The organism is Nonomuraea sp. NEAU-A123 (assembly GCF_018603905.1).
GTDB lineage: Bacteria > Actinomycetota > Actinomycetes > Streptosporangiales > Streptosporangiaceae > Nonomuraea.
Genome location: NZ_JAHFZZ010000010.1, coordinates 290,039 through 306,075, shown reverse-complemented (window position 1 = coordinate 306,075; position 16,037 = coordinate 290,039). Strand labels below are relative to the sequence as shown.

The 16,037-nt window shown below is 73.1% G+C and carries 2 protein-coding genes and 2 pseudogenes; 3 read left to right on the top strand and 1 reads right to left on the bottom strand.

Annotated elements, in window-relative coordinates; all coding sequences use genetic code 11:
* Positions 1–59 precede the first annotated feature (59 nt).
* Positions 60–1,433: a condensation domain-containing protein gene (locus KLK06_RS31315; protein WP_214639255.1), complete on the bottom strand. Its 1,374-nt coding sequence runs from the start codon at positions 1,431–1,433 to the stop codon at positions 60–62.
* A 430-nt stretch (positions 1,434–1,863) separates the two neighbouring features.
* Between KLK06_RS31315 and KLK06_RS31310 the strand changes: the two genes are divergently transcribed.
* The 3 genes and pseudogenes from KLK06_RS31310 to KLK06_RS31305 all read left to right on the top strand — a co-directional run.
* Positions 1,864–10,566 carry an SDR family NAD(P)-dependent oxidoreductase gene (locus KLK06_RS31310; RefSeq protein WP_214639254.1) on the top strand — a complete coding sequence of 2,901 codons (8,703 nt, stop codon included), beginning with the start codon at positions 1,864–1,866 and terminating at the stop codon, positions 10,564–10,566.
* Positions 10,556–10,600 (top strand): annotated as a pseudogene (locus KLK06_RS63165) (polyketide synthase docking domain-containing protein); the annotation flags it as partial. The gene KLK06_RS31310 and the pseudogene KLK06_RS63165, both read left to right, overlap by 11 nt.
* A 54-nt stretch (positions 10,601–10,654) precedes the next feature.
* A pseudogene (locus KLK06_RS31305) lies at positions 10,655–15,773 on the top strand (type I polyketide synthase); the annotation flags it as partial.
* Positions 15,774–16,037 lie beyond the last annotated feature (264 nt).

Sequence of the window (16,037 nt, the reverse complement as noted above, 5' to 3'; positions counted from 1 at the left end):
TTTTGTAGGAGGATCCGCGGGCCGGCGCGGCGGGGGCTGTCGCGCCGGCCCGCGGACGACTAGTGCGGCGGCGCCGGCACCTCGGCGGGGAACAGCGACGGCGGCAGCCCCTCGCTCCTGGCGCTCCACAGGTCCTTCAGGCACGTCTTCGGATCGGTCACCGCGAGCTGCACGCCGAGCGCCATCGCCCGCAGGATGTCGGTCGCGGCCTCGGGCGGCAGGATCGCCGGATCCGCCAGCAGCATGACGCTGGTGAGACCGCCCTGAACCGCCACCCGCACCCGGAACGCCTGACCGTACTGCTGGGCCAAGGGCGTCCAGACCAGCTCGGCGGGCGTCGGGTCGGCGGCGTTCAGCGGGGCACGGTCGATCTGCATGTAGTTGAACCAGCTGCGGAACAGGTGGTTGAACCAGCAGTCGTGCCCCGGCTCCCGGCCGCTGTGCGTGGCCGCGTCGGCGGCCAGCGCGGCGACGCGGTCGAAGTCGTAGCAGGAGTAGCGGTACGTGCGCGCGCTCGCCCAGTGCCAGCGCTTGACGTGCTCGGCCAGCGTGGCGCCCGGATCGACGATGGCGCTGACCGGGATGAGCTGGTTCATGGTGCCGACGACGTGCTGGTGTTCCGCGGCGAACCGGTTGGAGGCCATCAGGCTCATCGTCACCCGGTCGGTGTCCGTGTGCCGGGCGAGGCCGGCGGCGATGAAGGACATCAGCACCGCGGGCGGCGTCACGCCGTGCCGCCTGGCGGCCTCGGCGGCGAGCCCGCCCAGGCGGAACGAGTGCAGCGTGGCCTCGATCCGGTTCCGCTCGGCGCCCGCGGGCAGCGTGGGGAGCTCGTCCATCAGGCCGTCGGCGAGCACCTGCCGCCAGTAGCGTTCGGAGCTCTCCTGCTGGCCGCGCCACGACTCGTCACGCTGCCGCCGGGCGAGCTCGCGCAGGGTGGGACCCATGTCCGCGTCGGCGTCCGGGTCGGCCACCAGGGCGCGGAACTGGTCCTGCAGGTGATGGATCGACCACACGTCCACGATCAGGTGGGAGAACGACAGCGCGAGGAACACCGGTGCCCCGTCCGTCGTGACGAGCACGCCACGCCAGGGCAGCGCGTCCGTCATCGGGAACGGGATCGTGGCCAGCTCCTCCTTCGTACGCTCCGGATCGTCGCGGCCGGTGATCACGCGGTCGACGTACTCGACCGGCGGCGTCACCGTCTGGTGGACGCGCTGCACGGGCTGCCCGTCTCGCACGTGGTACGTGGTGCGCAGGCATTCGTGCCGGTCGACGAGCCGCCGCAACGCCGTCGTCACCCGGTCCAGGGGGAGTCCGCGCAGGTCCCAGGCCGTCGGGAGGTTGGCGTCCCGCATCCACTCCTTCGGGTAGCGCTCCACTTCTCGCCAGCTCCATAGCTGGCCGTTGCTCAGGGGTGCGTCGACGGGCATGTGGTCTCCTCGTGGGCTCATCGGTGGGTCTAGTGGCCCGCTGGCGGCCCTCCACACGCGCGCACGCACCGGGACCCTGGAGCGCGCTCCGGTAAAAGGCTTTATCCATTTCGGATCGGCAGAGCTCTCAGCTGTCCCACACAGAATGCGAACTGCGTACACCTATGTCAACGCGCCCGCATTGACAGCTTCTGCCGGAAACAATGTGCCAGCCCGCGACCGTGGTCCGGGAACGGTGCTGCGATTAGGGTCACAGCAACTATTCAAAGCGATCGACTTTATGGAAACCGGCACTGTCTTGTTGGTGATGCCCGAAGCTTGAGGTGGCGCATTGATGGTTGGTGAGTCGATTCAGCTAAACGGCACGACGGCCGGAGAGACCGGTCGCCCGCGGACCGGTCGCGTTTCATCCGCCGCGGAGCCCGTCGCCGTGGTCGGCGTTTCCTGCCGGCTCCCTCAGGCCGCCGATCCCGGACGGTTCTGGCAATTGCTGCGCGATGGCGTGGACGCCGTGACGGCCGTGCCCGAGGGCCGGTGGCCGGACGGTCCGGCCGCCGGCTATCGCCGTGGCGGCTTCCTCTCGGACGTGGACCGCTTCGACGCCGCCTTCTTCGGGATCTCGCCGAACGAGGCCGCCGCGATGGACCCCCAGCAGCGCCTCGTACTGGAGCTGGCCTGGGAGGCGCTGGAGAACGCGCGGGTGGTGCCGTCCCGGCTGAGCGGGACCGGCGCCGGGGTGTTCCTGGGGGCGATCTCCAACGACTACGCGGCGCTGCAGGACCGGGTGGGGGCCGATGGCCTCGGGCGACACGCCTATACCGGGGCGAACCGGGCGATCATCGCCAATCGCGTCTCGTACTTCCTCGGGTTGCGGGGGCCGAGCCTGACCCTCGACGCCGGGCAGTCGTCGTCGCTGCTGGCCGTACAGATGGCCTGCGAGAGCCTGCGGCGCGGCGAGACCGGGCTGGCGCTGGCCGGCGGCGTGAACCTCAACCTGCTGGCCGAGACCACCGCCGCCATCGGCAACTTCGGCGCGCTGTCGCCGGACGGGCGCTGCTACGTCTTCGACGGCCGGGCCAACGGCTATGTGCGCGGCGAGGGCGGGGCGCTCGTCGTCCTGAAGCCGCTGTCGGCGGCACTCGCCGACGGCGACGCGATCCGGTGCGTGATCCTCGGCGGCGCCGTCAACAACGACGGCGGCGGGGACGGGCTCACTGTGCCGAGCGGGCGGGCGCAGGAGGAGGTCATCCGGCTCGCCTGCGAGCGCGCCGGAGTGGAGCCGGGCGACGTCCAGTACGTCGAGCTGCACGGCACCGGCACAAAGGTCGGCGACCCCATCGAAGCCGCCGCCCTCGGCGCCGCTTACGGCGAGGGCCGTCGAGCCGGCCTCCGGGCCCCGGACGGCGCTGGTCGCTTGGACGGTGCCGATCGTCCGGACGGCGTGCCGCCGTTGTTGGTCGGGTCGGTGAAGACCAACATCGGGCATCTCGAAGGCGCTGCCGGAATCGCCGGGCTGGTCAAGGTCGTGCTGAGCCTGGAGCGGCGCGAACTGCCGCCGAGCCTGAACTTCGAGACGCCCAACCCGGACATCCCGCTCGCCGAGCTGGGACTGGAGATCGTGCGCGACGCCCGCCCGTGGCCACGCGCCGACCGGCCGCTCATCGCGTGCGTCAGCTCGTTCGGCATGGGCGGCACCAACTGCCACCTGGTGCTCGGCGAGGCCCCTCAGAGCGAGCACGCCCTGCGGTCAGCGAGCGAGGACACACCCTGGATCCTGTCGGCCCGCACGGCCGGGGCACTCAGCGCTCAGGCAGAGCGGTTGAGCACCCATGTCGGCCACCATCCCGAAGCCGACCCCGGAAACGGCAACGACCTCAGCGGCGCCGGCGCCGGTTCGGTGGGCGAGTCTGGCGCTGTTGGGCTTGCGCTGTTGCGCAGTCGGGCCGTGTTCGAGCATCGGGCGGTGTTGCTCGGCGCCGACAAGTACGCGTCGCTGGCGTCGCTGGCGGCCGGGCGGGTGGACGAGTCTGTGGTCACCGGGTCCGTGGTCGGTGGTCGCCGGGCGTTCGTCTTTCCGGGGCAGGGGTCGCAGTGGCCGGAGATGGCTCGCGAGCTGCTCGCCGATTCGCCGGTGTTCGCGGCGCATGTCGAGGCGTGTGCGGGAGCGCTCGAACCGTTTGTCGAGTACGCGCTGCTCGACGTGTTGCGTGGGGTGCCGGGCGGGCCCGGGTTCGACCGGGTCGACGTGGTGCAGCCCGCGCTGTGGGCCGTCATGGTGTCGCTGGCCGGGCTGTGGCGCTCGTACGGCGTCGAACCCGAGATGGTGATCGGCCACTCGCAGGGCGAGATCGCGGCCGCCACCGTCGTCGGCGCGCTGTCCATGCCCGACGCGGCCAGGGTCGTGGCCCTGCGCAGCCGCGCGATCGCCGGGATCACCGGGCGCGGCGGGATGATGTCGATCGCCGCCCCGCTGGACGTGGTCGAGTCGGCGATCCGCTCGCTGGCGGGGGACGTGTCCATCGCCGCCTACAACGGGCCTCGGTCCGTGGTCGTCTCCGGGCGGCACGAGGCGCTGGCCGACCTGGGGCGGCGGCTCACCGACGACGGGTACCGCACCAGGATCATCCCGGTCGACTACGCCTCGCACTCGGCCGAGGTCGAGGAGATCCGTGACGAGGTGCTGGCGGCGCTGGCCCCGGTACGGCCGGTGAGCGCGGGGACGCTGTTCATCTCGACGCTCACCGGCGAGCCGATCGACACGGCCGAACTCGACGCCGGCTACTGGTATCGCAGCCTGCGGCAGCCGGTCAGGTTCGCGCAGGCGACGCGGCGGGCGCTGGACCACCAGGGCGGCCTGTTCGTCGAATGCAGCCCGCATCCGGTGCTGGGCACCGGGATCGAGGAGACGGCCGAGGAAGTGGACCGGGAGGCCGCGGTCACCGGGACGCTGCGGCGGGGCGACGGCGGGCTGGAGCGGTTCCGGCGCTCGCTCGCCGAGGCGTACACGCGAGGGGCCGACGTCGACTGGACCGGCCCCGGCCAGGTGGCGGGGGCGGAGCTGGTTGAGCTGCCCACGTACGCGTTCCAGCGCGAACGCCACTGGCCGTCACTGCCGGGCGACGCCCGCCGCTCGACAGCACGGCCCACCCCGGCAGGCGGCCGTGGCCTTGTTCCGGTCGATGGCCCCGGTCTTGCTTCGGCCGGTGCGTCCAGCTCCGCTGATGCGGGGACGGCGGCGGGCAGGGGGCTTTCGCGGCGTGAGGTGCGGGAGTTGGTGTTGACCGTCCTGGTCGGGCTGCTCGGATACCAGGACGCCGGGAGCGTGGAGTCGAGCAGGACGTTCAAGGACCTCGGGCTCGAATCGGCCACTGCGGAGGACCTCAGGCACCGGCTGCGGAGCGCGACCGGGCTGCGGCTGCCGACGAGTCTGCTGTTCGACCACCCGACCCCTGATCTGCTGATTGCTCACCTGCGGATGCTCCTCGCCGACGGCGGATCCGTACCGCTGGCCGCTGGCTACCACGGTGACTTGGCCGCGCCGGAGGATGACCTCACCACGCTCGCGTACATCGGCGACGCGCCTGGGTGCGGTGGTGACGTGCCCGGTTACGTTGGCGATGACACCGGCGCCATCGCCATTGTGGCCATGGGGTGCCGGTATCCCGGTGGGGTGGACTCGCCCGAAGAGTTGTGGCGGCTCGTTCGTACCGGCACCGACGCGATCACCGAGTTTCCCGCCAACCGGGGTTGGGACCTGGACACGTTGTTCGCGTCCGGGCCGGATCGGTCGGGCACCAGTGACACCAGGTATGGCGGGTTCCTGCACGATGCCGACCGGTTCGACGCCGCGTTCTTCGGTATCAGCCCGCGTGAGGCCACCGCCATGGACCCCCAGCAGCGGTTGCTGATGGAGGTCAGTTGGGAGGCCGTCGAGCGGGCCGGGCTCGATCCGGCCGGGCTGCGCGGCTCGGCCACTGGCGTGTTCGTGGGCGCCATGGCCTCGGACTACGGGCCCCGGTTGCATCAGTCCACGGGGACGGTCGACGGGCATCTGCTGACGGGCACCGCGCTCAGCGTCGCGTCCGGGCGGATCGCGTACACGCTGGGCCTGCGCGGGCCCGCTATTACCGCTGACACGGCCTGCTCCTCGTCGCTGGTGGCGATCTTCCTGGCGATGCAGGCGTTGCGGCGCGGTGAGTGTTCGCTGGCGCTGGCCGGTGGGGCGACCGTGATGTCCAATCCGGGGATTTTCGTCGAGTTCAGCCGGCAGTCGGGGCTGGCTCCCGATGGACGGTGCAAGGCGTTCGCGGCGGGCGCGGACGGCACGGGCTGGGGTGAGGGCGCCGGGATGCTGCTGTTGGAGCGGCTTTCCGACGCGCGCCGCCTGGGGCATCCGGTGCTCGCCGTGATCCGTGGCGGTGCGGTGAACCAGGACGGTGCCAGCAACGGCCTCACCGCCCCGAACGGTCAGGCCCAGCAGGAGGTGATCCGGCAGGCGCTGGCCGACGCCGGGCTCGCCGCCGCCGAGGTGGACGCGGTGGAGGCGCACGGCACGGGCACCCGGCTCGGTGACCCGATCGAGGCTGAGTCGATCATCGCCACGTACGGCGCGGGCCGTGATCCCGAACGGCCCCTCTGGCTCGGCTCCCTCAAGTCGAACATCGGCCACACGCAGGCCGCGGCCGGGGTCGGTGGCGTCATCAAGATGGTGATGGCGATGCGACACGGGACGCTGCCGCGCACGTTGCACGCCGACGAGGCCACCTCGCAGGTGGACTGGAGCGGTGGCGCGGTACGACTGCTCACCGAGCCGGTCGAGCTGCCTGGTGACCGGCTGACACGGGCTGCGGTCTCCAGCTTCGGGATCAGCGGCACGAACGCCCACCTGATCCTGGAACAGGCCCTCGAGACGGCGTCGTACACGGGAACCGGGACTGCCACCCCGGAGGCGACGGAGCCCACGGCGGGCGCGGAGGGTGCTACGGGCGCGGCCGACGGTCGGTCGGTCGTGGGGCGGTCCGAGGTGCCGCTGGTCTGGGCGTTGTCCGCTAAGTCGGCCGCCGCGCTAAAAGCGCACGCCACCCGCCTGCGCGAGTACGCCGCCGAAGCCTCCCGAGACGACCTGGCCGCCGCAGGACACCAGTTGGCCCGGCGGGCGGGGTTCGCACACCGGGCGGTCGTGGTCGCTGCGGACCGGGACGAGCTGGTGGCAGGCCTGACGGCCCTTGCGGAGGGCGAAACGCACGCGGCCGTGATCAGCGGCACGGCATTGCCGGATGTCCGCCCGGTGTTCGTTTTCCCGGGGCAGGGGTCGCAGTGGGCGGGGATGGCGGTCGATCTGCTGGACTCCAGCGAGGTGTTCCGCGAGTGGATGAACCGCTGCGACGAGGCGCTCATGCCGTACACCGGCTGGTCCGTCGTGACGGCCCTGCGCGCGGGTGAGCTGACGAGCTCGGACGTCGTCCAGCCGGTCCTGTTCGCGGTGATGGTGTCGTTGGCGCAGGTCTGGCGGTCGCTGGGTGTGGACCCGGGGGCGGTGGTGGGTCACTCGCAGGGGGAGATCGCGGCGGCCTGTGTCGCCGGGGCGTTGACGCTCGACGATGCGGCGAAGGTGGTCGTGCTCCGTAGCAAGGCGCTGGTCAGGCTGCTTGGCACGGGTGGGATGCTCGCCGTCGCGCTCCCGGCGGAGGAGGTTCGGCTGGAGCCGTGGGCGGACCGGTTGTGGGTGGCTGTGCACAGCGGGCCCGCCAGTACGGTGGTCGCCGGGGAGCTGGACGCGATCGACGAGTTCGCGGTGGCGTGCGGCGAGACCGTACGCGTGCGGAAGATCGCGATCGACTACGCCTCGCACACCCCCCACGTCGAGGTGCTCCGCGACGAGCTGCTCGCCACCCTGGCAGAGGTCGCGCCGCGGCCTACGGACGTGGCCTTCTGCTCGTCCATGGCCGGGACGTTCGTCGAGCCGGCTGGGCTGGACGCTGGCTACTGGTTCCGCAGCCTTCGTAATCCCGTACGTTTCGAGCAGGCGATCAGGGCGTTCGCCGGGGACGGCGCTCCGCTGTTCATCGAGGTCAGCCCGCATCCCGTGCTGACCGGCCACATCCAGGACACCCTGGTGGCCGCGGGCACTCCCGGCGGTGCCACCGGGACGCTCCGGCGTGACGACGGCGACTGGCGGCGCCTGCTGGTGGCGGCGGCACAGGCGTACGTGTCGGGCGCCGACGTGGACTGGGCGGCCGTCGGTCCGGCTCCGCGCCATCACGTGGATCTGCCGACCTATCCGTTCGAGCACACCAGGTACTGGATCAGCGAGACCCGCCAGGTCCGTGGCCCGCGGCACCCGATGCTCGACGCGGTCGTGCCCGTCGCGGGGGACGACGGGTTCCTGCTCACCGGGCGGTTGTCGCGCGGCGGGCTGCCGTGGCTGGCCGACCACGCCGTGGACGGCGGCGTACTGCTGCCGGGCACCGCGTTCGTCGAGCTGGCCCTGGAGGCCGCGACCACGGCCGGGTGCGACGAGATCGAGGACCTGACGCTGGAGGCGCCCTTGCCGCTGCCCGAGACGGGCGCGGTCCAGGTGCAGCTCGCGGTGGGTGGCGCCGACGCCGAGGGCCGGCGCGGCCTCACTGTGTACGGCAGAACGGCGGACGACGACGAGGCGACGTGGACGCGCCACGCCACCGGCACGCTGGCCGTCGTCCCGCCCACAGCCGGCGAGCGGCTCACCGCGTGGCCGCCCGTGGGTGGCGTAGCGATCGACCTGGATGACGCCTACGAGCGGCTCACGGAGCGGGGTTACGAGTACGGCCCCGCCTTCCAGGGGCTGCGCGCGGCCTGGCGGGTGGACGGTGACGCCTACGTCGAGGTGGCGCTGCCGGAGCCGGTCCGGACGGACGCGGGCCTGTTCACGCTGCACCCGGCGCTGCTGGACGCGGCGCTCCACCTGCTGGTGCTGGAGTCGGCCGAGGACACCGGGGCGCTGCTGCTGCCGTTCGCATGGAGCGGCGTGCGGGTGTCCGCGCTCGGCGCCGAGACGCTGCGGGTGCGGATCGTGGCGGGGGAAGGCGACCGGGTCTCGTTGGACATCCACGACGGCGCGGGCGACCGCATCGCCGGGGTGGACGCGCTGACCCTGCGCCCGGTGCCGAGGCACGGCGCCGCCACGCGCGCGCCGTCCGACGCGGCCTCGTACACGCTCGACTGGATCGACCTCGCGGTGTCCGCCATGGACCCGGCCGAGCAGCGCTGGGCCGTGGTGGGGTACGACGAGTTCGCCGACGAGATCGGCGCGGCCGTGGACGCGGCGCGGTACTACGACCTCGCGTCCCTGACCGAGATGACCGTCGGGGACATGCCGAGCACCGTCCTGGTGCCGTACCTGCCCGAGGCCGACGCCGACGACGTGCCCTACGGCGTGCGCGACGGCATCTACCAGGCGCTCGACCTGGTGCAGGGCTGGGTGGGGGACGAGCGGTTCGCCGGGTGCCGGATGGTGTTCGTGACCAAGGGCGTGTTCAGGGCCGGCGGAACCGACATCGCGGGCGTGGTGGCCGGGCCGGTGTGGGGGCTGGTGCGGTCGGCGCAGGCTGAGCATCCCGGGCGGTTCGTGCTGGTGGACGTGGACGCGGCGGGCGCCGACTGGGGACTGGTGGCGGCGGCGGTCGCGGCCGGCGAGTCGCAGTTGCTGGCGCGCGAGGGGAAGGTCCTGGTCCCGCGGCTGATCCGCCGTACGGCCGACGCCCCCGAGCTGTTCGACGCCGGTTCGGGGACCGTTCTGGTGACCGGCGGCACCGGTAGCCTCGGCGCGCTGATCGCGCACCGCCTGGTGGACCGGCACGGCGCCAAGGACCTTCTGCTGGCCTCCCGGCGCGGCCCCGAGGCGAGCGGCGACCTGGTGGCCCGGCTGGAGGCGCTCGGCGCGCGGGTCACCGTGGTGGCGTGCGATGTGTCGGACCGCGACGCCCTGGCGGTACTGCTGGGGTCGATTCCGGCGCTGACGGCCGTGGTGCACACGGCGGGCGTGCTCGACGACGCCACGGTGGAGGGGCTGTCGGCGCAGCGGCTCGACTCGGTGTTCGCCCCGAAGTCCGATGCCGCCTGGTACCTGCACGAGCTGGCCCCGGAGGTGCCGCTGGTGACGTTCTCCTCCGTGGCGGGCGTGATCGGCAACGCGGGCCAGGCGAACTACGCCGCCGCCAACATGTTCCTGGACGTCCTGGCGGCCCATCGGCGCGGCCTGGGCCTGCCCTCCGTGTCGGTGGCCTGGGGCCTGTGGGAGACGGCGGACAGCGGCATGACCGGGGCCCTGTCGGCGGCCGACACGGCCAGGCTGGCCCGGTCGGGCATCGCGCCGCTGACCGCCGAGCAGGGGCTGGAGCTCTTCGACAGCGCGATCACCGCTCCGGCGGAGCTGGTCGTCGCCGCCAGGTGGGACACCGCCGGGCTGCGCGCCAGGGCCGAGGCGGGCGAGCTGCCGCCCGTGCTGCGCGGCCTGGTCCGTACGGCGAAACGTACGGCGAGCGCGGCGAACACCGCGAGCACCCCCACGGCCGCGGGACGGGCGGGCATGGCCGAGCGGCTGGCGAAGATGGCCGAGGCCGAGGCGCGCGTCCACCTGGCTGATCTGGTCCGCTCGCACGTCGCGGCGGTCCTGGCGCACGGCAGCGTCGGCAACGTGGACATGGACCGGGCCTTCAACGAGCTCGGCTTCGACTCGCTCACCGCGGTGGAGCTGCGCAACCGGCTGAACAGCGACACGGGGCTCCGGCTGCCCGCGACCCTGGTGTTCGACCATCCCACGGTCACGGCACTGGCCGAGTACCTGTTCCGTACCCTCGCCCCCGCCGCCCCGTCGCCCGAGGACACGCTGCGTGGGGCGGTCGAACGGGTCGAGTCGATGCTGACCGGCGCGCACGGCGACGCCGAGGCCATCCGCGGCAAGCTCGTCGCCATCGCGCAGAGCGCCGTCACCAGGTTCGGCGCCGGTCTGATGACCAGGTTCGGCGCCGGGTCCAACGGTGCCGCGGAGAAGATCGATTCCGCCTCGGACGAGGAGATCTTCGCGTTGATCGACGACCAAACAATGACGTCTCCTCTGAGGTCCTCTCTGGAAAGGCCCGACCATGGCGACTGAGGAACAGCTGCGTAATTACCTGAAGCGGGTGACCGTCGAGCTCACCGAGACTCGGCAGCGCCTGACCGGGGTCGAAGACCGTCGCCACGAGCCCATAGCGATCGTCGGGATGGCTTGCCGGTTCCCGGGCGGGGTCGCGGGGCCCGAGGACTTGTGGGAGCTGGTGGCCTCCGGTGTGGACGCGATCGGCGACCTTCCTACTGACAGGGGCTGGGACGAGAACCTCTACGACCCCGACCCCGAGGCGCTCGGCAGGTCGTACACCCGGCAGGGCGGTTTCCTCCCCGACGCCGGCGACTTCGACGCGCCCTTCTTCGGGATGAGCCCGCGTGGCGCGCTGGCCACCGACCCGCAGCACCGGTTGTTCCTGCAGACGAGCTGGGAGGCGTTCGAGCGGGCCGGGATCGACCCGCCCACGCTGCGCGGCACCCAGACCGGTGTGTACGCGGGCAACATGTACAACGACTACTCGCTGCGCTACACCGGTGGCGCCGTGCCGGAGTCGGTCGAGGGCGTCCTGATGGTCTCCAGCGCCTCCAGTGTGCTGTCCGGGCGGGTCTCGTACACGTTCGGCCTGGAGGGCCCGGCGATCTCCGTCGACACGGCCTGCTCGTCGTCGCTGGTGGCGATGCACCTGGCGGTCCAGGCGCTGCGGCGCGGCGAGTGCTCGCTGGCGCTGGCGGGCGGCGTGACCGTGATGGCCACGGCGGACCCGTTCATCGAGTTCTCGCGGCAGCGGGCGCTGTCGCCGGATGGCCGGTGCAAGTCGTTCTCCTCCTCGGCCGACGGCGCCGCCTGGTCGGAGGGCGTCGGCGTACTGGTGCTGGAGCGGTTGTCGGACGCGCGGCGCAACGGCCGGCGCATCCACGCGGTGATCCGCGGCTCGGCCGTCAACCAGGACGGCGCCAGCAACGGGCTCACCGCCCCGAACGGTCCCTCCCAGGAGCGCGTGGTCCAGCAGGCGCTGGCCGACGCCCGGCTCGACACGCGGGACGTCGACGCCGTGGAGGCGCACGGCACCGGCACCCAGCTGGGCGACCCCATCGAGGCCCAGGCGTTGCTGGCCACGTACGGACGCAACCGCGCCGCCGACCGCCCGCTCTGGCTCGGCTCGGTCAAGTCGAACATCGGCCACACCCAGGCCGCCGCCGGCGTCGCCGGTGTGATCAAGATGGTGATGGCGATGCGGCACGGCGTGCTGCCGCCCACCCTGCACGTGGACGAGCCGACCCCGCACGTCGACTGGTCGGCCGGCGGCGTGCGGCTGCTGACCGAGGCCAGGGAGTGGGCGCGCGGCGAGCAGCCGCGCCGGTTCGGCGTCTCGTCCTTCGGCATCAGCGGTACGAACGCGCACCTGGTCATCGAGGAGGCCGAGGAGAACCCGCGTACGGACCAGGAGCCGCCGGCCGTGCAAGGCCCGCTGGCCTGGGTGATCAGCGCCCGCAGCGGCCGGTCGTTACGCGCGCAGGCCGCCCGCCTGCACGACCTCGTCACCGCGGCCGACGCCCCCGAACCGGCGGACGTGGCCCGCTCCCTGGTCACCGGCAGGTCGCTGTTCGAGCACCGCGCCGTCGTGCTCGGCGACGACCGGGACGCCCTGGCCGCCCGGCTCGGCGACTTCCTGGCCGGCCGCCCGGTGGCCGAGGTGATCGAGGGCGCCGCCCGGGAGAAGCCCAAGCTCGCCTACCTGTTCACCGGCCAGGGCGGGCAGCGGCTCGGCATGGGCCGTGAGCTGGCCGCCGCGGCTCCGGTCTTCGCCGAAGCGCTCGACGAGGTCTGGGCGGCGCTCGACGAGCACCTCGACCGGCCGCTGCGCGAGATCGTGTGGGCCGAGCCCGGCACGCCCGAGGCCGACCTGCTGAACGAGACCCGCTACACCCAGCCGGCCCTGTTCGCCTTCGAGGTGGCCGCCTTCCGGCTGCTCGCGGCGCTCGGCGTGACGCCCGACCACGTGGCCGGGCACTCGGTGGGCGAGTTCGCGGCCGCGCACGTCGCCGGGGTGTGGTCGCTGACGGACGCCGCCCGCCTCATCACCGCGCGCGCCCGCCTGATGCAGGAGCTCGACACGCCGGGCGCGATGGTCGCGATCGAGGCGACCGCCGAAGAGGTGGCGCCGACGCTGGCCGGACAGGAGCACCTGGTGTCCGTCGCCGCCGTCAACGGGCCCGCGAGTGTGGTCGTCTCCGGCGCGGAGGAGCCGTGCCTGGCGGTCGCCGAGCACTGGCGCGAGCTCGGCCGGCGGACCAGACGGCTGGCGGTCAGCCACGCCTTCCACTCGCCGCTGATGGAGCCCATGCTGGCGGAGTTCGCCACCGAGCTGGCGGGCGTGGAGTTCCACGAGCCGCGCATCCCGTACGCCCCCAACCTCCCTGACGGCTCCTGGGGCGAGCCCGGCTACTGGCTGGAGCAGATCCGCCGGGCCGTCATGTTCCACGCCACGATCGGCAGGCTCGAAGCCGACGGCGTGGACACGTACCTGGAGGTGGGGCCGGCCGCGGTGCTCTCCGGCATGGCGCACGAGTGCGTCACCGCGCCGGACACCCCGATCCTCGCCCTGCACAGGAAGCAGCTCGCCGAGCCTGACGCGCTGATCGGCTGCCTCGCGCGGGCGTGCGTGGCGGGAGTGGCCGTCGGCTGGCCGGCGGTGTTCGGCGGCGGGGCGACCGTGGACCTTCCGACGTACGCGTTCGACGGGGAGCGGTACTGGCTCGCCCCGCCCGCCCGTGCCGTCGACGTCTCGGCGGCTGGGCTGCGTCAGGTCGGCCATCCGCTCCTGGGGGCGGCCGTGGACGTGGCCGATGACGGGGCGATGGTGCTGACTGGGCGGCTGTCGCAGGGTGATGCGCCTTGGCTGGCCGATCACGTGATGCTCGGGGCGGCCGTGTTGCCCGGTGCCGCGTTCGTGGACCTTGTCCTGGAGGCGGGCGGCCAGCTCGGGTGCGATCTCGTCGAGGAGCTGATGTTCGAGGCGCCGCTGGTGCTGCCTGAGCAGGGCAGGGTGGCCGTGCAGGTCGTCGTCGGGCGGCCTGAGGACGGCGGCTCCCGGTCGGTGCGGATCTACTCGCGTCCGGCGGGCGAGCCGGAGGCGGCGTGGACGCGCCACGCGTCGGGCGTGCTCAGCGTGGACGCGAACCCGGGCATGCTCGGCACGGACGCGAACCCCGGCACGGGCGTGCTCGCCTGGGCGGCGTCCTGGCCGCCCGTCGGTGCGTCGCCGGTCGATGTCGAGGGGGCCTACGAGCGGCTGGCCGACGCGGGCTACGACTACGGGCCCGCGTTCCAGGGCGTGCGCGCGGTGTGGCGTCAGGGCGAGGAGCTGTTCGCCGAGGTCGCTCTGGCCGACGACGTGGACGTGGCGGGGTTCGGGCTGCATCCCGCGCTCTTCGACGCGATGTTCCACCCGATGCTGATCGCCGACCCGAGTGACGAGCTGCGGCTGCCGTTCGAGTTCCGCGGCGTGCGGCTGGCCGCTGCTGGGGCCAGGGCGCTGCGGGTCCGACTGTCGCAGTCCGGACCCGCCATCGAGGCCGCCGACGCCGCAGGCCGGCCGGTCTTCTCGATGGAGTCGCTGCGGGTCCGCACCGTTCCGGCGGCCTCGCTCGCCGGTACGGCCGGTCGCCGCACGGACCCCGTGCCGCACGGTGTCGACTGGACCGAGGTCACCGTCGAACCGGCCGACGACGGCAGCCGGTGGGTCTCGGCCGGGGAGCCGGTGCCGGGGCTGGACGCGTACCCGGATCTCGATGGGTTCGGTGACGGGGAGCCGGTGCCGGACGTCGTGGTCGTCCCGCTGGCGGCGGCTCCGGGAGCGGTGCCCGCGGCGGTGCGCGAGCTGACCGGGCGGGTGCTCGGGCTGGTGCGGCGGTGGGTGACCGAGGAGCGGTTCGCCGGCAGTCGGCTGGTGTTCGCGACCCAGGGAGTCTTCGACCCTGCCGGCGGCGGGGTCGGGAGCGTGGTGGCTGCGGCGGCGTGGGGGCTGGTGCGGTCGGCGCAGGCCGAGCACCCCGACCGGTTCGTGCTGGTGGACGTGGAGGCGGGCTTCTCCGCCTGGAAACTGGTGGCCGCGGCTGTCGCGGCCGGTGAGGCGCAGTTGGCGGTACGCGAGGGGAAGGTGCTCGTCCCCCGCCTGGCGCGCAGGGAGGGTCCGACCGGTTCGGGGGCTCTGGGCTCAGGGACCGTGCTGGTGACCGGTGGGACCGGTGGTCTGGGTGCTCTGGTGGCGCGGCGGTTGGTGGAGCGGCACGGGGTGCGGGATCTGGTGTTGGTGTCGCGGCGCGGGCCCGACGCGCCGGGGGCGGGCGTGCTGGTGTCGAGCCTGGAGGAGCTCGGGGCGAGGGTTACGGCGGCCGCTTGCGACGTGTCGGATCGCGACGCCTTGGCCGTGCTGCTGGGATCGGTTCCGGCGCTGACGGCCGTGGTGCACACGGCGGGTGTGCTGGACGACGCCACGGTCGAGGGGCTGTCGGTGGAGCGGCTCGACGCGGTGTTCGCGCCGAAGGCCGACGCGGCGTGGCACCTGCACGAACTGACCAGGGACGTCCCGCTCACCTCGTTCGTTCTGTTCTCGTCGCTGGCGGGTGTGCTGGGCAACGCCGGGCAGGGCAACTACGCGTCGGCGAACGTGTTCCTGGACGCCCTGGCGGCGCACCGACGCGGGCTCGGCCTGCCCGCGGTGTCCGTGGCCTGGGGTCTGTGGGACACCGGCTCGGGCATGGGCGGCACGCTCTCGGCGGCCGACACGGCCAGGCTGGCCCGCTCCGGCATCGCGCCGCTGACCGTCGAGCAGGGACTGACACTGTTCGACGCCGCGCTCGAAGCGCCCGAGCCGCTGGTCGTCGCGACCAAGTGGGAGACGGCCGGGCTGCGAGCCAGGGCCGAGGCGGGAGACCTGCCGCCGATGTTGCGCGGCCTGGTCCGCGCGCCGCGCCGGACGGCCGGTACGGCGGCGGGCGCGGCTGGGGGAGCGGGCGCGCTGACGGAGCGGCTGGCCGGCATGACCGAGGCCAACGCCCGGCGGCTGGTCGCCGACCTGGTGCGCGGGCACGTGGCCGCCGTGCTGGCACACGGCAGCGCGGACGCCGTCGACGTGGACCGGGCGTTCAACGAGCTCGGCTTCGACTCGCTGACCGCCGTGGAGCTGCGCAACCGGCTCAACGCCGACACCGGGCTGCGGCTGCCCGCGACCCTGGTCTTCGACCACCCCACGGTCACGTCGCTGGCCGACCACCTCTACAAGACCCTCGCTCCCGCGGCGCCGTCGCCCGAGGACACGCTGCGCGGCGCGCTCGAACGGGTCGAGACCATGCTCACCAGCGCCAACGGCGACGCCGAGGCCGTCCGCGGCAAGCTCATCGCCATTTTGCAGAGCGCCCTCACCAGGTTCGGCGCCGGTCCGAACGGGGGGGACGGCGTCGTGGAGCAGATCGACTCCGCCTCCGACGAAGAGATCTTCGCACTTATCGACAACGCAC

Bases quoted from the DNA above. Each gene is read 5' to 3' on its own strand.
- KLK06_RS31315 (WP_214639255.1), bottom strand. From the start codon at position 1,433: ATGCCCGTCGACGCACCCCTGAGCAACGGCCAGCTATGGAGCTGGCGA.